This is a genomic window from Streptomyces bungoensis, from assembly GCF_001514215.1.
Lineage (GTDB): Bacteria > Actinomycetota > Actinomycetes > Streptomycetales > Streptomycetaceae > Streptomyces > Streptomyces bungoensis.
In genome coordinates, this window is the sequence record NZ_KQ948858.1 from 277,516 (window position 1) to 300,616 (window position 23,101).

The 23,101-nt window shown below is 75.2% G+C and carries 16 protein-coding genes; 15 read left to right on the top strand and 1 reads right to left on the bottom strand.

Features of this window, described 5'->3' with window-relative positions:
• Positions 1–79 precede the first annotated feature (79 nt).
• From AQJ66_RS18920 to AQJ66_RS18980, 13 genes are all read left to right on the top strand, one after another.
• On the top strand, positions 80–1,294 hold the full coding sequence (locus tag AQJ66_RS18920) for an ROK family transcriptional regulator (RefSeq protein WP_061923342.1): 1,215 nt from the start codon (positions 80–82) through the stop codon (positions 1,292–1,294).
• Between the two features lie 63 nt (positions 1,295–1,357).
• Complete coding sequence (locus AQJ66_RS18925) at positions 1,358–2,701, top strand: ABC transporter substrate-binding protein (protein WP_079060281.1); 1,344 nt, start codon at positions 1,358–1,360, stop codon at positions 2,699–2,701.
• 3 nt (positions 2,702–2,704) lie between these two features.
• Positions 2,705–3,643 (top strand): carbohydrate ABC transporter permease, encoded by a 939-nt coding sequence (locus AQJ66_RS18930; RefSeq protein ID WP_061923185.1) that lies wholly within the window; start codon positions 2,705–2,707, stop codon positions 3,641–3,643.
• A gap of 4 nt (positions 3,644–3,647) precedes the next feature.
• Positions 3,648–4,544 (top strand): carbohydrate ABC transporter permease, encoded by an 897-nt coding sequence (locus AQJ66_RS18935; protein WP_061923188.1) that lies wholly within the window; start codon positions 3,648–3,650, stop codon positions 4,542–4,544.
• A gap of 7 nt (positions 4,545–4,551) precedes the next feature.
• Positions 4,552–5,817: a 6-phospho-beta-glucosidase gene (locus AQJ66_RS18940; protein ID WP_061923191.1), complete on the top strand. Its 1,266-nt coding sequence runs from the start codon at positions 4,552–4,554 to the stop codon at positions 5,815–5,817.
• The gene (locus AQJ66_RS18945; RefSeq protein ID WP_061923194.1) at positions 5,808–6,797 is read left to right on the top strand and encodes an N-acetylglucosamine kinase; all 990 of its coding nucleotides are present in this window, start codon (positions 5,808–5,810) and stop codon (positions 6,795–6,797) included. The genes AQJ66_RS18940 and AQJ66_RS18945 overlap by 10 nt, the downstream gene beginning before the upstream one ends.
• A 543-nt stretch (positions 6,798–7,340) precedes the next feature.
• On the top strand, positions 7,341–8,774 hold the full coding sequence (locus AQJ66_RS18950) for a hypothetical protein (protein WP_425264289.1): 1,434 nt from the start codon (positions 7,341–7,343) through the stop codon (positions 8,772–8,774).
• A 14-nt stretch (positions 8,775–8,788) separates the two neighbouring features.
• Positions 8,789–9,823, top strand: coding sequence for a glutamate ABC transporter substrate-binding protein (locus AQJ66_RS18955; protein WP_061923197.1), 1,035 nt, complete (start codon positions 8,789–8,791; stop codon positions 9,821–9,823).
• A gap of 46 nt (positions 9,824–9,869) precedes the next feature.
• The gene (locus tag AQJ66_RS18960) at positions 9,870–11,141 is read left to right on the top strand and encodes a hypothetical protein (protein WP_061923200.1); all 1,272 of its coding nucleotides are present in this window, start codon (positions 9,870–9,872) and stop codon (positions 11,139–11,141) included.
• Positions 11,138–13,618 (top strand): serine/threonine-protein kinase, encoded by a 2,481-nt coding sequence (locus AQJ66_RS18965; protein WP_061923203.1) that lies wholly within the window; start codon positions 11,138–11,140, stop codon positions 13,616–13,618. The genes AQJ66_RS18960 and AQJ66_RS18965 overlap by 4 nt, the downstream gene beginning before the upstream one ends.
• Entirely contained in the window at positions 13,619–14,929 is a 1,311-nt protein-coding gene (locus tag AQJ66_RS18970) for a PP2C family protein-serine/threonine phosphatase (RefSeq protein ID WP_425264290.1), read from the top strand. It abuts the gene before it with no gap.
• 98 nt (positions 14,930–15,027) lie between these two features.
• Positions 15,028–16,407 carry a vWA domain-containing protein gene (locus AQJ66_RS18975; RefSeq protein ID WP_061923206.1) on the top strand — a complete coding sequence of 460 codons (1,380 nt, stop codon included), beginning with the start codon at positions 15,028–15,030 and terminating at the stop codon, positions 16,405–16,407.
• 45 nt (positions 16,408–16,452) lie between these two features.
• Positions 16,453–18,018 (top strand): FHA domain-containing protein, encoded by a 1,566-nt coding sequence (locus AQJ66_RS18980; protein WP_061923209.1) that lies wholly within the window; start codon positions 16,453–16,455, stop codon positions 18,016–18,018.
• 12 nt (positions 18,019–18,030) lie between these two features.
• Here AQJ66_RS18980 and AQJ66_RS18985 read toward each other — a convergent pair whose 3' ends face one another.
• Entirely contained in the window at positions 18,031–19,011 is a 981-nt protein-coding gene (locus tag AQJ66_RS18985; protein ID WP_061923212.1) for a methyltransferase domain-containing protein, read from the bottom strand.
• A gap of 138 nt (positions 19,012–19,149) precedes the next feature.
• Here AQJ66_RS18985 and AQJ66_RS18990 point away from each other — a divergent pair, with 138 nt between their 5' ends.
• Together AQJ66_RS18990 and AQJ66_RS18995 are read left to right on the top strand one after the other, a co-directional pair.
• Positions 19,150–19,554 carry a globin gene (locus tag AQJ66_RS18990; RefSeq protein WP_061923215.1) on the top strand — a complete coding sequence of 135 codons (405 nt, stop codon included), beginning with the start codon at positions 19,150–19,152 and terminating at the stop codon, positions 19,552–19,554.
• Positions 19,555–19,799: 245 nt separating this feature from the next.
• The coding region (locus tag AQJ66_RS18995; RefSeq protein ID WP_061923218.1) for an FtsX-like permease family protein at positions 19,800–23,101 on the top strand (3,302 nt) is incomplete at its 3' end.

Below are 23,101 nucleotides of genomic sequence, written 5' to 3' on the forward strand. Positions count from 1 at the left end.
CCTAACAGTGTCGGGCGGATGGACATGATCCCCGCGTCGCTGAAAAGCTGGGGAGCTGGAGAGGCAGGTGGCGAGCACGATGGCAGGAACCGCCGGTACGCCGGGCACCCCGCGCGTCCTGCGCGCCATGAACGACCGGGCCGCCCTGGACCTCCTGCTGGAGCACGGCCCCCTCTCCCGCACCCGGATCGGCAAGCTCACCGGCCTGTCCAAGCCGACCGCCTCCCAGCTGCTGGCCCGCCTGGAGGCCGCCGGGCTGGTCAGGGCCACCGGCACCAGCGAGGGCCGGCCGGGGCCCAGCGCCCAGCTGTACGCGGTGGACCCGGGCGCCGCGTACGCCGCGGGCCTCGACGTCACCCCGCACCGCATCCGCGCCGCCGTCGCCGACGTCACCGGGCGGACGGTCGGCGAGTACGAGCTGCCCACCCCCGGCCGGCGGCCGGCCCAGCCCGTCGTCCGGCAGGTCACCGACGCCCTCGACGGCGCCGTGAAGGCGGCCGGGCTGGCCCGGGACGACGTCCACCGGCTGGTCATCGGCACCCCCGGCGCCTTCGACCCCAACACCGGCCGCCTGCGCTACGCCTCCCACCTGCCCGGCTGGCACTCCCCCACGCTGCTCGACGAGCTGGCCGCCGCCCTGCCGATGCCGGTGGAGTACGAGAACGACGTCAACCTCGCCGCCGTCGCCGAGCAGCGGCTCGGCGCCGCCCGCGGCCACACGGACTTCGTGCTGCTGTGGAACCAGGAGGGCATGGGCGCCGCCCTGGTCCTCGGCGGGCGGCTGCACCGCGGCTGGACCGGCGGCGCCGGCGAGGTCGGCTTCCTGCCCGTGCCCGGCACCCCGCTGGTGCGCCAGGTGACCAAGGCGAACAGCGGCGGCTACCAGGAGCTGGCCGGCTCCCAGGCCGTGCCGCGGCTCGCCCGCGAACTCGGCGTCGAGGACGTGCCGGCGGGCCCGCACGCCGAGGCCGCGGCCCGGCTCCTGGCGCGCGCCGCCGACCACGCGGGCGGTGGACCGCACCGCAGGCTCCTGGAGACGTACGCGACCCGGCTGGCCACCGGTCTCGCCTCGCTGGTCTCCGTGCTCGACCCCGAACTCGTCGTCCTCAGCGGCTCCGTCCTGACGGCCGGCGGCGAGGTGCTCCGCGCCCTCGTCCAGGCCGAGCTGGAGGAGCTGGCGGCGGCCCGCCCCCGGCTCGTCGTCGGCGACGTCCGCGAACACCCCGTGCTGCGCGGCGCGCTGGAGTCCGCGCTCGCGGCCACCCGCGACGAGGTCTTCGACACCTCGCGCTAGCGCGCCCCACCCGCCTTCCCGCACCTTCCCACCCCGATCCCCGTCCCCCTGGGAGACCTCGCCATGCCCGAAGTCATACCCTCCGCTGCCCGGAAAGCGGCTTTCGCCCTGACCGTGTCACTGGCCCTGCTCACCACCGCCTGCACCGGGCAGTCGGGCACCGGCGCCACCGACGACGCCTCCAAGGACACGACGATCAACTTCTGGCACGCCTGGAGCGCGCCGAACGAGGTGAAGGCGGTCAGGTCGCTGGTCGCCGGCTTCGAGAAGGCGCACCCCAACATCCACGTCAACGTCGTCGGCAACATGACCGACGACAAGATCAACCAGGCGCTGCGCTCCGGCGGCGACCGGGCGCCGGACGTGATCTCCTCCTTCACCACCAACAACGTGGGCAAGTTCTGCTCCTCGGGCGCCCTGGTCGACCTCGGCCCGTTCTTCCGGAAGTCGGGCATCGACCCGGCGAAGACCTTCCCGAAGGCGATGAACGAGTACACCCGGTTCGAGGGCAACCGCTGCGCGGTGCCGCTGCTGGGCGACGCCTACGGGCTCTACTACAACAAGACGGCGTATCGGAAGGCGGGCATCACCGCGCCGCCGAAGACCTGGTCGCAGTTCGAGACCGACGCGAGGAAACTGACGATCCCCCAGGGCGACGGGTACGAGCAGCTCGGGTTCATGCCGGACTACCACGGCTGGGAGTCCACCACCGAGCACTACTTCGCGCAGTTCTCCCCGACGTACTTCGCCAAGGACGGCACGTCCGACCTCGCCAAGGACCCCGCCTTCGAGAAGGGCTTCCGGCTCCAGAAGCGGCTCGTCGACGAACTCGGCGGCTTCCGGAGGCTGGAGAGGTTCCGGGCCACGCTCGGCGACGAGTGGGGCCCCAAGCACCCCTTCCACACCGGCCAGGTGGCCATGCAGCTCGACGGCGAGTGGCGCCTGGGCATGGCCGAGGCGGCGAAACCGAAGTTCGAGATCGGCGTCGCCCCGCTGCCCGTGCCCGACGACCAGGCGGCGCAGTACGGCAAGGGCTACATCACCGGCACCATCGCCGGCATCGCCGCCACCAGCCACAAGCAGAACGCGGCCTGGGAGTTCGTCAAGTACGTCAGCACCGACACCGACGCGGTGGTCGGCTTCGCCAACGACATCCACAACGTGCCCTCCACGCTGGCCGCCCTCAAGTCGCCGAAACTGAAGTACGACCCGCGTTTCAAGACGTTCCTCGACATCGCCGCCGACCCGGACTCGACCACCACCCCCGCCTCCGTCAACGGCGGCCAGTACCTGGTGACCATCCAGCAGTTCGGCTACGACTACGAGAGCGGCAAGGTCACCGACCTGAAAGCCGGCCTGCGGAAGACGGCCGCGCAGATCGACACCGACATCGCGCAGGCGAAGTAGCCGATGGTCGTCACACTGGGCTCGCGGCGCCGCAGGGCGGCGCTGCGGACGGCCGCCTTCATGTCGCCCTGGCTGATCGGCTTCGCGGTGTTCTTCGCCTACCCGCTCCTGTCCACCGTCTACTTCTCCTTCATGCACTACGACGGCTTCCGGCCGCCGTCGTGGAGCGGCGGGAAGAACTGGGTGTACGTCTTCGCGCACTACCCGCTGTTCTGGCCCGCGCTGCGCAACACGCTGTGGCTGGTGCTGGTGATGGTGACCCTCCGGGTCCTTTTCGGACTCGGCGTCGGCCTGCTCATCACGAAGATCAAGACGGGGGCGGGAGTCTTCCGCACCCTGTTCTACCTGCCGTACCTCGCCCCGCCGGTCGCCGCCACCATGTCCTTCGCGTTCCTGCTCAACCCCGGCACGGGCCCCGTCGACTCGCTCCTGGAGAAGGCGGGCCTCCCGGCGCCGGGCTGGTTCAACGACCCGGCCTGGGCCAAGCCGGCGCTGACCCTGCTGGCGCTGTGGGGCATCGGCGACCTGATGGTCATCTTCATGGCCGCGCTGCTCGACGTGCCGGCCGAGCAGTACGAGGCGGCCGAGCTGGACGGGGCCTCGCCCTGGCAGCGGTTCCGGTACGTCACCCTGCCGAACATCTCCCCGATCGTGATGTTCGCCGTGGTCACCGGCGTGATCCAGACCATGCAGTACTACACGCAGCCGCTGATCGCCGGGAAGGTCGCCTCGGGCGTGATCCAGGGCGCGGGCACCCAGTTCGAGCCCGGCTACCCGGACAAGTCCACGCTCACCCTCCCCCAGCTCGTCTACAACCTCGGCTTCCAGCGCTTCGACTACGGCTCGGCCTGTGTGGTGGCGCTGGTGCTGTTCGCCCTCTCGATGGCGTTCACCGCGCTGCTGATGCGGCGCCGGGGCGGTCTCATCCAGGCAGGTGACTGACACCATGACGCAGGTAATGGACCGGCCGGTGCGCACGACGCCCCGGGTGCGGGGCGCCGCCGAGCGGTCGGCGCGGCGCCGGGCGCTGCTGGAGTGGGTCGCGGTGCACGCCCTCGGTGTCGCCGCCGCCCTCTTCTTCGCGCTGCCCTTCGTGTTCGTCTTCCTGACCTCGCTGATGAGCGACTCGCAGGCACTGAGCCGGGACCTGGTCCCGCACACCTGGGAGTGGGGCAACTACCGGAGCGTGCTCCACACCCCCGGCTTCCTGACCTGGTGGCGGAACACGCTCGTCTACGCCGGCCTCGGCACCGTGCTGACGGTGGCGTCGTCGCTCCCGGTGGCGTACGCGCTGGCCAAGTTCCGCTTCCGGGGCCGCAACCTGTCCCTCATGCTGGTGATCTCGATGATGATGCTGCCCCCGCAGGTCGTCGTCATCCCGATGTACCTCTTCTGGGCGAAGCAGCTGGACCTGTCGGGCACGCTGTGGCCGCTGATCGTCCCGATGGCGTTCGGGGACGCGTTCTCCATCTTCCTGCTGCGCCAGTTCCTGATGACGATCCCGAACGAGTACGTGGACGCGGCGAAGGTGGACGGCTGCGGCGACCTGAGGACCCTGCTGCGGGTGATCCTGCCGATGGCGAAGCCGGGCATCGCCGCCGTGGCCCTCTTCCAGTTCTTCTACGCCTGGAACGACTACTTCGGCCCCCAGATCTACGCCTCGGAGAACCCCGGCGCCTGGACGCTCTCGTACGGCCTGGAGTCCTTCAAGGGCGCCCACCACACCGACTGGAACCTCACCATGGCCGCGACCGTGCTGGTCATGGCCCCCGTGATCGTCGTCTTCTTCTTCGCCCAGAAGGCGTTCGTCGAGGGCGTCACGCTCACCGGAGTGAAGGGTTAGTACCTTTATGAAACTCACCGTGGTCGGCGGAGGCTCGACCTACACCCCCGAACTCGTCGACGGCTTCGCGCGCCTGCGGGACACCCTGCCCGTCGAGGAACTGGTGCTGGTGGACCCGGCGGCCGAACGCCTGGAGCTGGTGGGCGGGCTGGCCCGCCGCATCTTCGCCCGGCAGGGACACGCCGGCCGGATCGTCACCACCCAGGACCTGGACGCCGGGGTCGACGGCGCCGACGCCGTGCTGCTCCAGCTGCGCGTCGGCGGGCAGGCGGCCCGCGAGCAGGACGAGACCTGGCCGCTGGAGTGCGGCTGCGTCGGCCAGGAGACCACCGGCGCCGGCGGCCTGGCCAAGGCGCTGCGCACCGTCCCGGTCGTCCTCGGCATCGCCGAGCGGGTCCGCCGCGCCAACCCGCGCGCGTGGATCATCGACTTCACCAACCCCGTCGGCATCGTCACCCGCGCCCTGCTGCAGGCCGGGCACCGCGCGGTCGGGCTGTGCAACGTGGCGATCGGACTGCAGCGCAAGTTCGCGAAGCTGCTGGGCACCGCCCCCGGCGACCTCCACCTCGACCACGTGGGGCTGAACCACCTCACCTGGGAGACGGCGGTGCGCCTCGGCGGCCCCGAGGGCGCGGACGTCCTGCCGAAGCTGCTCGCCGAGCACGGCGACGCCGTCGCCGGCGACCTGCGCCTGCCCCGCGACCTGCTGGACCACCTCGGCGTGGTCCCGTCCTACTACCTGCGCTACTACTACGCCCACGACGAGGTCGTACGGGAACTGGGCGGCAAGCCCTCCCGGGCGGCGGAGGTCGCCGCCATGGAGCGGGAGCTGCTGGCGATGTACGGCGACCCGGCCCTGGACGAGAAGCCGGCGCTGCTGGCCAAGCGGGGCGGCGCCTTCTACTCGGAGGCCGCGGTGGACCTGGCGGCGGCCCTCCTCGGCGGCGCGGGCAGCCCGTACCAGGTGGTGAACACGCTGAACCGGGGCACGCTGGCCTTCCTGCCGGACGACGCGGTGATCGAGGTGCAGGCGGCGGTGGGCCCGGCCGGTCCGGTGCCGCTGCCGGTCCCCCGGCTGGACCCGCTGTTCGCGGGGCTGGTGGCGAACGTGACGGCGTACGAGGAGCTGGCGCTCCAGGCGGCCCTGCACGGCGGCCGGGACCGGGTCTTCCGCGCCCTGCTGGCCCACCCCCTGGTCGGCCAGTACGCCTACGCCGACACCCTCACCGACCTGCTGATCGCGCACAACCGGGAGCACCTCGCGTGGGCCTGACCGCACCCGGCACCGCGACGGTCCTCGCCGTAGACGCGGGCAACAGCAAGACCGACGTGGCCGTGGTCACCGCCGCCGGGGAGGTGCTGGCCACGGCCCGCGGCGGCGGCTTCCGCCCGCCCGCGGTGGGGGTGACGGCGGCGCTGGACGCCCTGGCCGAACCGGTGGCGCGGGCCTTCGCGGAGGCGGGCGTGAGCCGTGCCGCGCACGTCTCGGCCTGTCTGGCCAACGCCGATCTGCCCGTGGAGGAGGAGCAGTTGGCGGCCGCGCTGCACGCGCGCGCGTGGGGCGCGTCGGTGGAGGTCCGCAACGACACCTTCGCGATCCTGCGCGCGGGCGTGGCCGAGCCCCGGGGCGTCGCGGTGGTGTGCGGCGCGGGCATCAACTGCGTCGGCATGCGCCCCGACGGCCGCACCGCCCGCTTCCCGGCGCTGGGCCGCATCTCCGGGGACTGGGGCGGCGGCTGGGGCCTGGCGGAGGAGGCCCTGTGGTACGCCGCCCGCGCGGAGGACGGCCGGGGCGAGGCGACCGAACTGGCCCGCACGCTCCCCGCGCACTTCGGGATGCCGTCGATGTACGCGCTGATCGAGGCCCTGCACCTGGGGCACCTCGGGCCCGGCAGCCGGCACGAGCTGACGCCGGTGCTCTTCGCCACGGCCGCGCGCGGGGACGCGGTCGCCGGCTCCGTCGTGGACCGCCTCGCGCGGGAGGTGGCGACGATGGCCACGGTCGCCCTGACCCGCCTGGACCTCCTCGGCGAGGCGACACCGGTGCTGCTCGGCGGAAGCGTCCTGACCGCCGGCCACGCCCGGCTGGACGACGGCATCCGCACCCTGCTGGCCGTCCGGGCCCCCAAGGCCGAGCCCCGCGTGGTGACGGCCGGCCCGGTCCTGGGCGCGGCCCTCCTGGGCCTCGACCGCCTGGGCGCGGGGCCCGAGGCCCAGGAGCGGGCACGACGGCACTGGGAGCGTGCCGCCTGAGCCGGCGGGCGGGCGGGCTCGTGCCCCGGCCGCCGGCACGAGGACACCGGTACCCCGCTGCCCCGACCGGCCGCCGCACTGCCCCCACCCCAGTCACCGACACAACAACACCGGCAGCCTGGTGCTCCCGCCGGCCGCTGCGCGCCTGTCCCCGCCACGGGCGCGACGGCACGGCAAGCCCGGCGCCGGGCCGGGCGCCGGGCGCTCCCTTTCCTCTGCGCGCACCACGGCGCCGGGAGGGGAGCCCGGGCCGCCGCGCCCGACGCCTCCTCTCCGCCGGGCTCGACGGCGGGTCGAGCCGCGGCCCGGCCCGGTTGCCCGACCGGGCCCTGCCGCCGGGGCGCGGTGCGGGCAGGCGCCTGAGCCGGGCCGCGCCCGGGAACCGATCGGGTGACCCCGGCGTATTCACCGGCAGCAGGTGGTGCGACCCGCGCCCCGCGCCGCCGGTCGCGCTGCGATCCGATCAAGATCCAGTCAAGGCTGGTGCGGTGTCGGTCCGGACGGTGATACTGGGCGGCGAACGATGACCATGGGGGAGGTCGAGTGACACACCCGCCGAAGGGCAGCGCGGCGCCACCGGGCGCGGGGCCCGCCCTGCCCGCCCTGCCGGCGGTGCCTCCCCAGCCCGGCCCGCCCGCCGCCCGGCCGGCGCCCCCGGCCGCCCGCCGGAGCGCCTTCGCGGAGGGGGCCGAGCGGGTGCGGGCCGCCGCGACGACCGAGCCGGGGCGGCTGCGGATCATCGGGGCCGTCCTCGCGCTGCTCGTCGTCGCGTTCGGGTCGGTCACCGCCTGGCAGACCTCCGAGCGGGCGGCCGCCGCCGACGACGTGCTGCACCGCAGCCAGCCGCTCAGCTCCGGCGCGGCCGGCATCTACCGCTCGCTGGCCGACGCCAACACAACGGCGTCCAGCGGGTTCCTGGCCGGCGGTCAGGAGACCGCCGCGTCCCGGGACCGGTACGAGGAGGACATCCGGACGGCCGCCGCGGGACTCGTCACGGCCGCCGCCAACGCCGAACCGGGCTCGTCCTCCGAGGCGACCATCGCCCGGCTGAACCGGCTGCTGCCCGAGTACAAGGGCCTGATCGAGCGGGCCCGGACCTACAACCGGCAGGGCTACCCGGTCGGCGGCGCGTACCTGCGCTACGCCAACGACAAGATGCAGAACAAGATGCTGCCGGCGGCGGAGGACCTCTACACGAAGGAGAACCAGCGGCTCGACGCCGACTACGGGCACGCGACACCGTACCCGTGGGCGGCGATCGCGCTCGGCGTGCTCGCCCTGGCCGCGCTCGGCTGGGCCCAGCACCGCACGTACCGGCGCACCAACCGCGTCCTCAACCACGGCCTCGCCGCCGCCACGGTCGCGACGACCGCGGCGCTGCTGTGGCTGGTCGTCGGGCACACCCTGGCCCGGTCCGGGCTCGACGGCTCCTACGACCACGGCATCCGCTCGATGAAGGTGCTGCACGACGCGCGGATCGCCTCCCTGAAGGCGCGCGGCAACGAGAACCTCAGCCTGGTGTCGCGCGGCGCCGAGACCATCACCGTCGGCGGACAGCAGTACGACACGTACTACTACCACTTCGACCGGAACATCACGGCGCTCGGCAAGGGCCTCACCCAGGCCACCCGGCTCGCCGACGACCGCGCGGGCAGCGGCCCGGTGAAGGCCGCCGAGGGCAACATGGCGGTGTGGAAGCAGCGCCACGCAGCGGCCCGCGCCGAGGACGAGAACGGCAACTACCAGCAGGCGCTGGACAAGGTGATCGGCGGCAAGGACGCCACCGGGGCCTGCTTCGACAGCGTGGACCGGAACCTGGCCCACGCCATCGACCACGAGCAGACCGAGTTCCGGCAGACCGCCGGTGACGGCCGCGACGCGCTGACCGGGCTGCCGGTGGGGGCCGCCGTCCTGGCGGCGCTCGCCGCCGCCGGCGCGCTCGCCGGCATCGGCCGCAGGCTTTCGGAGTACCGGTGACGAGGGGCGGGACCATGGACGCACGCCGTGTACGAACCTCCCTGCGCGGCTGGGGCGGGGTCGGCGCGATGGCGGCCCTGTGCGCCCTGGCGCTGGCCTTCGTCCTGCTGCTGCCGCGCACCCAGGCGCCCCACGAGGACGGCCGGGCCGCAGGGCAGCGGACGACCGCCGCGGGCCAGGCCCGCGCCGACGGCTGCCGGGACTCCGAGGCGCAGGACCAGACGCTGTCCCCGTCCGGCGCGGACGGGCCGACGATCGACGCCATCAAGGCCCGTACGGGCGCCAAGCGCAAGCTCGTCGTCGGCGTCGACCAGAACAGCTACCGCTGGGGCTACCGCAACCCCAACACCGAGGGCGCGGAGCTCGAGGGCTTCGACATCGACCTCGTCCACCGGATCGCCCAGGACATCCTCGGCGACCCGAACGCGGTGCAGTTCAAGGCGATACCGACCAGCCAGCGCATCACCGCCATCCAGGACGGCCGGGTCGACATGGTGGTGCGCACGATGACGATCACGTGCCAGCGGCTCGACGAAGTGGCCTTCTCCGCGCCCTACTTCAAGACCGGCCAGCAGGTGCTCGTGCCCAAGTCGTCTTCCGTCAAGGGCTACTACGACGGCACGCTCGCCCACCAGAGGATCTGCACGGCGTCCGGTTCCACCGCCTACCTGAAGCTGAAGGCGGACCGGGAGAAGGGCACCCTGCCGGCCACCGCCGACATCCGCACCGCCGTCCCCAACCAGCTCGACTGCCTGGTCCGGCTGCAGCTCGGCGAGGTCGACGCGGTCGTCACCGACGGCGCGCTCGCCGCGAGCCAGGCCGCCCAGGACCCGACGCTGAAACTGGTGGGCAAGCCGTTCACCACCGAGTACTACGGCGTGGCGATGAAGAGCACCGCCCGCGATCTGGTACGCCGGGTCAACCGCATCCTCGTCGACTACCGCGCGGACGGCTGGCAGGCGTCGTACGACCGCTGGCTGTCGGCCACACTGGGGAAGGACTCCCGGCCGTCCGAGCCGCCCGCGCCGCATTACCTGCAAGCCGGCTGACCCGCTTCCACGACCCAGGCCAACACACAGCAGCGAGAGGTGATCGATGGGCGTCACGGACCCCGCCGGGCCGGTGATGGACCGGGACGAGGTGGACCGTGCGCTGGCGCGGCTCGGCCAGGAGCACGAGGCGATCGAGACCTCCCTGCTGGCCCTCCAGGACCACGCGGGCCGCAGGCTCCTCGAGGGCGCCCGGCTGACCGGCGTCACCGCCGAGCGCTGGGCGGACGCGGAGGCGTCGATCACGCTGCTGTGGGCGTACTTCGACGCCTACACGGCCGCGCTGCGCTCCGCCCGGGAGATCCGCTCCCGGCGCCGCTGGTCGAGCCGGGAGGACCTGGCGGAGCTGACCGCGCTGCTGCGCGACGACGCGGTCACCGTGCCCGGCGGGAGCAGGCTGAGCGAGAGCTTCTCGCTGGCCGCCCTGGTGGACCGGATGAACGAGCTGTACGCGTCCTCGCTGGACCTGGTCGTCGCCGCCGACGCGGTCTGGTCGGCGCTGCCCGCGCGGATCGATTTACTCGCCGCGGAACTGCAGCGCACCCGGGGGCTCGCGCACTCCGTCGGCGTGCGCCCCGGCGAGCACCCGGCGGGCGACGACCTGGAGCGCATCACGCGCATACTGACGAAGCTGCGCGAGGACGTCGTCTCCGACCCGCTCGCCTTCTGGGTGCCGACCGAGGGCAGTTCGGCGCCCGGCGGCGGTCGCCCGGACACCACGGTGTACGACCGTGAGGCCCGCGCCCTGGAGGACGTGCGGCGGGAGATCGACGCGGTGCTGACGGTCCGGCAGGACGCGGAGGCGCGGCTGATCCGGCTCCGGGACGTGCTCTCCCGCGCGGACCGCACCCTCGCCGAGGCGCGTACCGCGCGCGGGGAGGTCCTCGCGAAGATCGCGGCGACCGAGGTGCCGGTGGTCAGCGGCCCGCCGACCGTGCTGCAGGAGCAGCTGGCGACCGCGGCGGAGTACCGGCGCCAGGCCCAGTGGCACCGGCTCTCCCCGCTGCTGGAGTCGCTGGAGGAGAAGGCGGAGGAGGAACTGCTGCGCGCCCGCGAGTCGCTGACCGCGGTGACCGCGCCGCTGGCGGTCCGCGCCGAGCTGCGCGGCCGGCTCGACGCCTACAAGGCGAAGGTGGCCCGGCACGGCCTGGCCGAGGACCCGCTGCTGGTCGAGCGGTACGACGCGGCCCGGCGCATGCTGTGGAGCGCCCCCTGCGACCTGCGTGTGGCCGAACAGGCCGTGCTGCGCTACCAGCAGGCGGCGGCGGAGCTGCTCGGCGCCGGCGCGCCCGAGGACCGTAAGGAGGACCGGTCATGAGCCGGCCGGGACAGAACTGCCAGCGGCCGGGCTGCGAGGGGGCGTACGAGGACGTCGGCGGCGGTGAGCTGTACTGCGACACCTGCGGCCTCGCGCCGGTCGTCTCGGTGGGGGGTCCCCCCTCCGGGGGAGGCATGGTGGGCTCGCCCCCGACCGGGGTCACCAGGAGCTCGGCGCAGAGCGGCAGTTCCCGCAGCTCCCGCAGCGCGCGTACGTCGTCGCAGTCGTCGAAGTCGCGCCGCTCGGTGTCCGGGCGGCTCTCGCGCTCCCTGCCGGGCAGCTCCAGCGGGCGTTCGGTGTCGGTGCGCAGCTCCGGCTCCTCCTCCGGCGCCTCCACCCGCGGCCGGCTGGGCGCCGGGCTGGTGAGCGTGCCGCAGGTGCCGCGGCCCGACCCGCGCGCGATGGTGCTGGAGAACCCGGAGGTGCCCGAGCGGAAGCGGTTCTGCTCGCGCTCGGACTGCGGGGCGCCGGTCGGGCGGGCGCGGGGCGACCGGCCGGGGCGCACGGAGGGGTTCTGCACCAAGTGCGGGCACCCGTACTCGTTCGTGCCGAAGCTGCGGGCCGGGGACATCGTGCACGGCCAGTACGAGGTGGCGGGCTGCCTCGCGCACGGCGGCCTGGGCTGGATCTACCTCGCCGTGGACCGCGCGGTCTCCGACCGGTGGGTCGTCCTCAAGGGCCTGCTGGACACCGGCGACCAGGACGCGATGGCCGCCGCGATCTCCGAGCGCCGCTTCCTCGCGGAGATCGAGCACGCCAACATCGTGCGGATCTACAACTTCGTCGAGCACCTCGACCAGCGCACCGGCTCCCTCGACGGCTACATCGTCATGGAGTACGTCGGCGGCAAGTCGCTGAAGGAGATCGCCAACGGCCGCCGCACCCCGGACGGCAGGCGCGACCCGCTGCCGGTGGAGCAGGCCTGCGCGTACGGCATCGAGGCGCTGGAGGCGCTCGGCCACCTGCACAGCCGCAACCTGCTGTACTGCGACTTCAAGGTCGACAACGCCATCCAGACCGAGGACCAGCTCAAGCTGATCGACATGGGCGCGGTGCGCCGCATGGACGACGACGAGTCGGCGATCTACGGCACGGTCGGCTACCAGGCGCCGGAGGTCGCCGAGGTGGGCCCGTCGGTGGCCAGCGACCTGTACACGGTGGGCCGCACGCTCGCCGTCCTCACGTTCGACTTCCAGGGCTACACGAACGTCTTCGTGGACTCCCTCCCCGACCCGGACAACATCGAGGTCTTCCACCGCTACGAGTCCTTCTACCGGCTCCTGGTGCGCGCCACCGACCCGGACCCGGCCCGCCGGTTCGCCTCCGCGCAGGAGATGGCCGAGCAGCTGACCGGGGTGCTGCGGGAGGTCGTCTCGCTGCAGAGCGGGCAGGCGCGGCCCGCACTGTCGACGCTGTTCGGGCCCGAGGTCAGGGTCCCCGACACGGAGTTGTTCCCCCGGCTCGACGCGGACGTCTCCCGGCTGGGCGCGCGGGGCGTGCCGAAGGCGGCGCCCGCCACCGCCGGGGCGGCCCTGGTCGGGCCCGTCGACACCCCGGCCGCGGCGCTGGCCCTGCCCGTCCCGCTGGTCGACCCCACGGACCCCAACGCCGGCTTCCTCGCCGGTCTGATGGCCTCCGGCCCGGCCGAGCTGCTCACCGCGCTGGACGCGGCGCCCGCCCGGACCGTGGAGACCCGGCTGCGCCGCATCCGCGCCCTCCTGGAGAGCGGCGACCACGCGGCCGCCCTGTCCGCCCTGGCCCAGCTCGACGCCGAACGGCCCGAGGACTGGCGCGTGGTGTGGTACCGGGGCGTGGCCGCCCTGGTCACCGGCGACTTCGAGCACGCGGCGCTCGCCTTCGACGCGGTCTACGACGCCTTCCCCGGCGAGGCGGCGCCCAAGCTCGCGCTCGGCCTGTGCGCGGAGGTGCTGGGCCAGCTGGACAACGCGGCGGAGTACTACCACCTGGTGTGGGCGACCGATCCGAGCTTCGTCAGCGCCGCGTTCGGGCTGGCCCGGGTGCAGCTCGCGGCCGGGGAGCGGAGCGGCGCGGTGCGCACGCTGGAGTCGGTGCCGGAGTCCTCCATCCACTACACGGCCGCCCGGGTCGCCGCCGTCCGGGCCCGGCTGCGGCAGCGCACGGCGAGCGCCGGTGACGCGGCGTTCCTGGACGACCTGACCGCCGCCGCCGGGCAGGTCGAGGCGCTGCAGGCGTACGGCCTGGACCCGGCGCGGCGCGAGCAGTTGTCGGCGGAGGTGCTCGGCTGCGCGCTGGACTGGATACTCTCCTCAGGCCAGGGCACCGGCCAACCCGCCGCGCACGGACGGACGCTGCTCGGCAGCGGGCTGGACGAGCGGGGCCTGCGCTTCGGCCTGGAGCGCGCGTACCGCACGCTGGCCCGGCTGGCGCCCGGCGGCCAGGAGAGGATCGAGCTGGTGGAACGGGCCAACCGTTACCGCCCCCGGACGTGGGTGTAGTTGATGTCGCAGATGCCCCAGCAGGCCGCACCGTCGAAGTGCCCGAACTGCGCGGAGCCGGTCGAGTCGGGTGACCTGTTCTGCGGCGCGTGCGGGTACGACCTCTCCGTCGTGCCGGCGCCGCCGCAGGACCATCCGACCCTCACCATGACCGGGCCCGCCGCGCCCGGGGACGGCGTCGACTGGCCCGCCCCCGAGCCGGCCGGCTCCGGCGGCACCCCGCCCCCGGTGCAGGCGCCGGCCGATCTGCCGGGCACCGACTCGGGCGGCCGGCCGCTGCACCCGCAGGAACCGGCCGCGGCCGGCGTCCGGTTCGACCGGCCGGACGAGCCCGAGGAGTACCCGCTGCAGGCGCCGGACCCGCGGGTGTCCGCCGACGCCGGCGCGCCGGAGGAGCCCGCGCAGGTGTGCGTGGCCTGCCGGGCGGGCCGGGTCGACGACGACGGCTACTGCGAGAACTGCGGGCACGCCCAGCCGCGCGAACGCGACCACATGGAGCGGGAGTCGGGCCCGGTGGCCGCGGTGAGCGACCGCGGGCTGCGCCACCACCGCAACGAGGACGCCTTCGCGGTCGGCCACACGGCGCTGCCCGACGGCTCGCCCGCGGTGCTGGCGGTCGTGTGCGACGGCGTGTCCTCGGCGACCCGGCCCGACGAGGCCTCGGCGGCCGCCTCGCAGGCGGCCGGTGACGCGCTGCTGGCCGCCCTGCCGCGCGGCACGCACCCGCAGACGGCGATGCACGAGGCGATCGTCGCCGCCTCGCAGGCCGTCAACGCCCTGGCGGACGAGCCGGATCCGGCGCAGGAGCACGGGCACCAGAACGCCCCGGCCTGCACCATCGTCGGCGCGGTCGTCACCTCCGGGCTGCTGGTGGTCGGCTGGGTCGGCGACAGCCGCGCCTACTGGGTGCCGGACGACCGCTCCGCGCCCCCGGCCCGGCTGACCGAGGACGACTCCTGGGCCGCGCAGATGGTCGCCGCCGGCCTGATGAACGAGGCGGAGGCGTACGCCGACGAGCGCGCCCACGCGATCACCGGCTGGCTCGGCGCGGACGCCTACGAACTGGAGCCGCACACCGCCTCGTTCAAGCCGGACCGGCCCGGTGCCGTGGTGGTGTGCACCGACGGTCTGTGGAACTACGCGGAGACGGCCGAGGAGATGGGCGAGGTCGTCCCGCCGGACGCGGCCGCGCGTCCGCTGCACAGCGCCCGGGTCCTGGTCGGGCACGCGCTGGACGGCGGGGGCCACGACAACGTAACAGTGGCCGTCGTACCGTTCCCCGCGCCGCCGCAGGGGGCAGGATCGGCCTGAGGCGGTAACGACGGGGAGGCCTCGACGGACCGGAGGGGACCGGTCCGGTCACACGCATGACCTCGCGCGAGCGGGGCCCGAGGGGGATTCGATCGAATATGGCCAATTTCGCGAAGTCGACCGTGCCGCAGTTCTCGGTGGACGTCTACCAGAACGAGCACCTGCCGGAAGGCGGCCGTGAGGTCAACGCCATCGTCACCGTGACGGCGACCGGGGGCGGCACCCTCGGCAGCGCCGCCGGCGCGCCCGGCCACGCGCCGGGGCGCGGGCCGTCCGCCGCCGTGGCGATCATGGTGGACTGCTCGGGTTCGATGGACTACCCGCCGACGAAGATGCGCGGCGCCCGCGACGCCACGGCCGCCGCCGTCGACGCCCTGCGCGACGGCACGCACTTCGCGGTGGTCGGCGGCACCCATGTCGCCAAGGAGGTCTACCCGGGCGGCGGGCGGCTCGCGGTCGCCGACGCCACCACCCGCGAGCAGGCCAAGCAGGCGCTGCGCCGGCTGAGCGCGGGCGGCGGCACGGCCATCGGCACCTGGCTGCGGCTGGCCGACCGGCTGCTGTCCTCGGCGGACGTGGCCATCCGGCACGGCATCCTGCTCACCGACGGGCGCAACGAACACGAGGCGCCCGAGGAGCTGAGGGCGGCCCTCGACGCGTGCGCCGGGCGGTTCACGTGCGACGCGCGGGGCGTGGGCACCGACTGGGAAGTGAAAGAAGTCACAGGGATCGCCTCCGCGCTGCTCGGCACCGCCGACATCGTCGCCGACCCGGCCGGCCTGGCCGCCGACTTCACGCGGATGATGGAGACGGCGATGGGCAAGGAGGTCGCCGACGTCGCCCTGCGGGTGTGGACGCCGGTCGGCGCGAGCATCCGCTTCGTCAAGCAGGTCGCGCCCGCCGTCGAGGACTTGACCGGCCGCCGCACCGAGGCCGGGCCGCGCGCCGGGGACTACCCCACCGGCTCCTGGGGCGACGAGTCCCGCGACTACCACCTGTGCGTGGAGGTGCCGGCGGCCGGGCTGGGCCAGGAGATGCTGGCCGCCCGGGTCTCGCTGGTCGTCCCGCAACCTGGGGGCACCGCCCGCGCGAGCGAAGCCGAGCGCGGGGGAGGCTCGGTGCACAACCTCGGGGCGCAGGGCCTGGTCCGGGCCGTGTGGACCGACGACATGGCGGCCTCGACCGCGATCAGCCCGCAGGTCGCCCACTACACCGGGCAGGCCGAGCTGGCCCAGGTCATCCAGAAGGGTCTCGACCTTCGCAAAGCGGGCGATTTCGACGGGGCAACGGCCAAACTGGGGCGCGCTGTTCAGCTCGCGAACGCGTCGGGGAACGCGGATACTGCGAAACTGCTTGCGAAGGTGGTGGACGTGGTCGATGCCGCGGCAGGTACTGTGCGGTTGAAGACGAAGGTCGCCGAGGCCGACGAGATGACCCTCGAGACCCGGTCCACCAAGACTGTTCGAGTGAAGAAGTGACATCCGGACCTCCGGAGGACCCTCAGGAGAAGGGGAAGCGCCGACATGCCGACCTGCCCGAACGGACACCAGTCGGGTTCCGACGACTGGTGCGAGGTCTGCGGTCACCGCATGGCCGGTGCCGTACCTCCGCCCCCGCCGCCCCCGCCCGCCGGCGGCTACGGCTTCCCGCCCTCGCAGGGCGGCCGGCCCGCGGGACGCCCCGCGGCGCCCGGCGCGCCGGAGCCCGAGCTGTGCCCGCAGTGCCGTACGCCCCGCGAGGGCGGCGCTCCGTTCTGCGAGGAGTGCCGGTGGAACTTCCTGACCAACACGGCCACCTCCTACACGCCGGCGGCCCCGGCCGCCCCGTCCCGGCCCCAGCCCCGCTTCCAGCCGCCGAGCGCGACGTACGGCGGCGGTGACGGGTACGAGTACCAGGGCTCGCGGCCCTCGCAGGTGAACCGGCCCGCCGAGCCGATACCGTCCTTCAGCAGCGAGCCGTCGGGCCCGACGCCGTTCGCCGGCGAGCGCCGCCCGTCCGGCCCGCCGCCCACCTCGGGCGGCCCCTCGGGGCCCGGCGGCCCGGGTGGTCCCGGTGGCCCGTCCGGCTTCGGCCCGTCCGGCCCGCCGCCGCCGAACTTCGGCGCCGGCCCGTCGGGCTTCGGGGGCGGCCAGGGACAGGGTCCCGGGCAGGGGCAGGGCCAGGGCCCCGGTGGCCCCGGTGGCCCGTCCGGCTTCGGCGGTGGTCGGGGACAGGGTCCCGGCGGCCCCTCCGGCCCCTCCGCCCCTTCCGCTTTCGGTGGCGGGCAGAGCCAGGGTCCCGGCGGTTTCGGCGGCCGGCAGGGTCAGGGTCCCGGTGGCCCGTCCGTGCCGCCTCCCTTCGGCCGTGAACCCTCCGGTCCCGGCGGCCCCTCCGGCTTCGGCGACCCCTCCCGTCCGGTCCCGCCGCCGCCCGGGCCGACGCCGCCCGCCGGTCCCGGCGGTACGGCCGGCGGTGCGCCGCAGGCCTTCCGGTCCGGTCCGCCCGCTCCGCCCGCCTTCCCGCAGGAGACCGGCCGGCCCCCGGCCGGCGGCCCGTCCTTCGGCGGCGGTGAGGACGACTGGGTGATCTCCCCTCCGTCGTCCGGCCCCGGTGGCGGACAGGGCGGCGGCTACGGCTACCCGCAGCCCGGCGGCGCGCAGGGCCCCGGGTCCGGCTTCCCGGGGGCTCCGGCCCCGCAGCGGCCGGCCACCTGGACCGCGACCATCGGCCCGGACCGCGACTACTTCATGGCGATGATGCAGCGGTCGGGTCCCGAGGCCGCGGGCCTGAACCTGCCCGCCTACTCGCCCGAGCAGCAGCGCACGCTCACCGGCAACCAGGTCACCATCGGCCGCCGCCGGCACTCCACCGGCGACACCCCCGACATCGACCTGTCGGTGCCGCCGGAGGACCCGGGCGTCTCGCACCAGCACGCGGTGCTGGTCCAGCAGCCCGACGGCAGCTGGGCGGTCGTCGACCAGAACTCGACGAACGGCACCACGGTCAACGGCGGCGACGAGCCGATCCAGCCGTTCGTGCCGGTGCCGCTGCAGGACGGCGACCGGGTGCACGTCGGCGCCTGGACGACGATCACGATCCGCCGGGGCTGAGCACCGGCGGGCTCACGGCAGGGGCCAGGCGCCCGGCCCCGCCGGGTCGTCCAGCCACGCCCAGGTGCGCCCGCCGGCGACCGTGACGCCGTAGCGCTCCCGTTCCGGGGCGCCCTCGCCTTCCCAGAGCGCGCAGGCCTCCCGCGGGTCCAGGGCGCCCCGGGTCAGGGCGAGCAGGAAGCGGAAGGAGTCCTGTTCGCGGACCCGGCCCGGCAGCCCGGCCGGCGGCACCGGCCCGGGCTCCACGTGGCCCGCGCCGCGCAGCGGCACGAAGAAGGCGGCCGTCGGCAGGAAGCGGCCCTCGGCGTGCCCGGCGTCCCGGACGGTCAGGGCGAGCACCCCGGTGGCCAGCGGGGTCAGCACGCGGGCGCCGGGACGGCACTGCGCGAGCCAGGGGCGCGGCACCGTCGGCAGGGCGCAGGTGGCGATGATCCGGTCGAACGGGGCGCGTTCGGGCACGCCGCGCGCGCCGTCGCCGGTGACGACCGGCACGCGGTACCCGGCCGCGGCCAGGTGCTGCCGGGCGGACTCGGTGATCTCCGGCTCCAGGTCGACGGTGGTGACGAGGTCGTCGTCGCCGAGCCGGTGGGCGAGCAGGGCCGCGTTGTAGCCGGTACCGGCGCCCACCTCCAGCACCCGGTCGCCGTCCGTGACGCGCAGCGCGACGAGCATCCGCGCCATCAGGGAGGGCTGGCTGCTGGACGACAGCAGCTCGCCGTCGCGCAGCCGGGTGGCCAGGGGCACGTCCTCGTAGGCGCCGCGCACCCAGCGCTCCCGGGCCTCGGGGTCGGGGTTCTGGCTCCAGCGGCGCTCGTAGCCGCGCGGGCCCGCGACGTAGTAGTACGGCACGAACAGGTGCCGGGGCACCGCCCCGAACGCCTCCCGCCACAGCGGGCCGCCGTCGAAGGCGCCCTCGGCGTCGATCTCCCGCACCAGCGCGGCCCGTGCCTCGGCGGCGAGTGCCTCGATCCCGGTGTCGTCCTGGACGCCCATGGGTCCACAGTAGAGGCGGGCCGTGCGGGAGGGCCGGAAGGAAGGCCACAGGGCCCGGCCCCCGGGCCGGCCGGTCTGAGACCATGGACGGGTAGTGCAGTTACCGGGGACCGGCAGACAGATGTGAGGCAATCCAACGTGACCGAGATTCGGCGCGGCACGCTGCAGGAGCAGACCTTCTACGAGCAGGTCGGCGGCGAGGAGACCTTCCGCCGGCTCGTCCACCGCTTCTACGAGGGAGTCGCCGGGGACCCGTCCCTCCGGGCGATGTACCCGGAGGAGGACCTGGGCCCGGCCGAGGAGCGGCTCGTGCTGTTCCTCATGCAGTACTGGGGCGGCCCCACCACCTACAGCGAGCGGCGCGGCCATCCCCGGCTGCGCATGCGGCACGCCCCGTTCACCGTGGACCGGGCCGCGCACGACGCCTGGCTGAGGCACATGCGGGTGGCCGTCGACGAGCTGGGGCTGTCCGAGGAGCACGAGCGGACGCTGTGGAACTACCTGACGTACGCGGCCCAGTCGATGATCAACACCCCGGACTGACCGGCACCGCGGATTGACCGGCACCTCGGTCTGATCGACACCTCGGTCTGATCGGTGCGTGGACCGATCGGTGCCGTGGACGGATCGCGGCTCGCTGAGCGCCGGATTCCGGGCGGATGGCGCCGGATTCCGGTCACGATCGGATATAGACCGGTCGACAACCGCTTACCCCGGCCCGTCCGCTCTGCGAGCATCGCTCGCGGATCCAGAAATCCTCAGGGAATTCCGGTCGGCACGGGGGTCGGGTGACGGGGTTCGTCGTCTCACGCGCGCGGGCGCACCGCCTGCTGCTCGGCTCCGCGCTGCTCACCGTGGTGCTGACCACCGCGGTGCTGGCGACGCTCACGGCGTACTCGGGCGCGCTCGGCGACGCGGCGCTGCGGCACGTGCTGGACGACCCGCGGACCGCGGCCTCCACCGGGCTGATCGTCAAGGCCGACGTCCCGGCCGGGCAGCGCGCCGCCGCCGGCACCGCCGTACGCGAGGGCGCGCGGCGGACCTTCGGCGGGCTGCCGGTGACCGTGCGCACCCTGCGCCGCTCGGGCCCGTACGCGCTCCCCCGCCCGACCCGGGCGCCCGGCGGCCGGTCCGGCGGCGACCCGGACCTCACCTACTTCGCCGCGCTGGACCCCGGCCAGGTGCGGGCCACCGCCGGCCGGCTCCCGGGCCGGGGCTCCGGCGAGATCGAGGTGGCACTCCCCCGGGCCGCCGCCCGGTCCCTCGGGGTGCGGCCCGGCGACCGGCTCACCCTGACCGACCGGCTCGCCGACCGCACGGTCCGGGTCCGGGTGACCGGCCTGTACCGGCCCACCGCCTCCGGCTCCGCGTACTGGCGGCTGGACGACCTGCTCGGGCGCGGGGTGAAGAAGTCCGGCTTCACGACGTACGGGCCGCTGCTCGCCGACCCCTCGGTGCTCGGCGGCGGCAGGGTCAGCACCGGATCCACGGCCTGGCTGGCCACGGCCGACTTCTCCCAGGTGACGACGGGGCGGATCGGCGAGCTGGGCCGGGCCGCCCGCGCCGGAAGCGCGGCGCTGCGCTCGGCGCCCGCGCTGAGCGGGGCCACGGCGGCGTCGACCGCGCTGCCCGACGTCCTGGACCGGGTCGACCGCTCGCTGCTGGTGTCCCGCTCCACCCTGCTCGTCGTCGCACTCCAGCTGGTGCTGCTCGCCGGGTACGCGCTGCTGCTGGTGGCCCGGCTGCTCGCCACCGAGCGGGCCGCCGAGACCCGGCTGCTGCGGGCCCGCGGCGCCTCCCGTGCCCGGATCGCCGCCCTCGCCGGGGCCGAGTCGCTACTGCTCGCCCTCCCCGCGGCCGTGGGCGCGCCCCTGCTCGCCGGGCCGCTCACCGCGCTGCTCACCACCCATGGCCCGCCGGCCCGCCTCGGCCTGCGCCTCGACCTCCCGCCCGCAGGGAGCCCCGGGGTGTGGCTGGTGGCGGTGGCCGTGGCGCTGGGCTGCGCGCTGACGGTGACGCTCCCGGCGCTGACCGGCGCCGGCCCGGAACCGTCCGGGCGGCGGGGCGCGGGACCGGGGCGGATGCGCGGGCCGCGCGTTCCCCGCCTGCGGCGCCGTTCCGCCGCCTCCCGTGGTGCCCGGCCCCGCCGCGTCGGCGGCGGTCTCGCCCCCGTCCCGCTCCGCGCGGGCGCCGACCTCGGCCTGCTGGCCGTGGCCTCCGTCGCCTACTGGCAGTTGGCGCGGCAGGGCTCGGGTGGCGTCGCCGCCGACCGGTCGGGCGCGCTCGGGGTGGACCCCCTGCTGGTGGCCGCGCCCGCGCTGGCGCTGCTCGCCGGGACCGTGCTGACGCTGCGGCTGCTGCCGCCGGTGGCGCGGCTCGCCGAGCGGTGGGCGGCGGCCGGCCGGGGCCTGCCGGCGGCGCTGGCCGGCTGGCAGTTCAGCCGCCGCACCGCGCGCCGGGCCGGCCCGGTGCTGCTGCTCGTGCTCGCCGTGGCGCTCGGCATGCTGGCCGTCGGGCAGGCGGCCTCCTGGGACCGCTCGCAGGACGACCAGGCCGACTTCCGCGCCGGGGCGCCGGTCCGGGTGCTGTCCTCGGGGGAGGGCGGACTCGGCCGGACCGAGGCGTACGGCGCGCTGCCGCACGTCCGGGCGGCCGTCCCCGCCGTGCGCGGCAGCGAGCCGCTGTCCGGGGAGCGCACCGCGACCGTGCTGGCCGTGGACACCGCGCGCGCCGGGGACGCGCTGCTGATGCGCCCGGACCTGGCGGCCGTCCCGGTGCGGGGGCTGCTGGCCGGGCTCACGCCGAAGGACTCCCCCGCCGGGACGGCGGTCCCCGCGCACACCGCGCGGCTGCGGCTCAGGGCGAGCCTGCGCAGTTCGACCGGCCCCGGGACCACCGCCGACGTCACGCTCCGGCTGGAGGACCGCCAGGGCGTGCCGTACGAGCTGCCCGCCGGCCTGCTCCCCGCCGACGGCCGGCCGCACAGCCTCGCCCTCGACCTCACTCCCGCGCCCGCGCCCGGGGCGGCGGTCCTCACCGGGCTCCGGCTGGACATGCCGCAGCCCGCCGAGCGCGCCGAGCGGCACCGGTTCACCGTCCGGAGCCTGACGGCCGTGGCGGCCGACGGCACCGTACGGCCGCTCGCGCTGCCCGCCGCCTGGAGCACCGCCGCGCAGACCGGCGGCGCGGCCGTCGATGCCGCAGCGACCAGCCCGACCCGGCCCCGGCTCACCTCCCGTGAGCCGCTGGCCTTCACCTACGGCACCGGGTACCTCCCGAACGCCGACATCCGGACGGTCGCCTCGCTGTCCGTCCAGCTCCAGGTGGCGCGGCCCGCCCCGCCCGAGGTCCGGGCCGTGGCCACCGACCGCTTCCTCGCGTCGGCGGGCGCCCGCACCGGGCAGCGCGTGGACGTGACGGTCGGCGACCAGGACCTTCCGGTGCGGATCGTGCGTGCCGTGCGCGCGCTGCCCACCACCGGCGCCCCCGCGGACTCCGGCACCCAGGACGGCGGCGCCGTCCTGCTCGACCTGCGCGCCGCGAACCGGGCGCTGCAGGCGCGGTACGGCGACGGCGTCACGCCGAACGAGTGGTGGCTGAGCACCGCGCCCGGCGACGCGGCCGGGGTGGCCGCCGCCGTGCGCGCGCTGCCGGACGTCGACCCCGGGGACGTGGTGGTCCGCGACGAGATCGCCGCCGAGCTGCGCGACGACCCCTTCGGCGCCGGTCCCACGGCCGCTTTCGCCGCGGCGGCCGTGGTGGCGGCGGCCCTCGCCGCGGTCGGTTTCGCCGTCGGCGCCGCCGGGTCGCTGCGGGCGCGGGAGGCCGACTTCGCGGTGCTGCACGCCCTGGGCGCCCCGCGCCGCAGGCTGGCCCGGACGGTAGCCGCCGAACTGGCCGTCCTGGTGGGCCTGGCCCTGACGGTGGGCGCGGCCCTGGGCACCGTACTGGCCCGGGGCGTCCTGCCGTTGATCGTCCTGACCGGCGAGGCCACCCGCCCCGTGCCCGGCCTGCTGGTCCAGCTGCCACCGGGCCGCGTCGCCCTGCTGCTGGCGGCCGTCGCCGCGGCCCCGCTGGCCGTCTCGGCGGT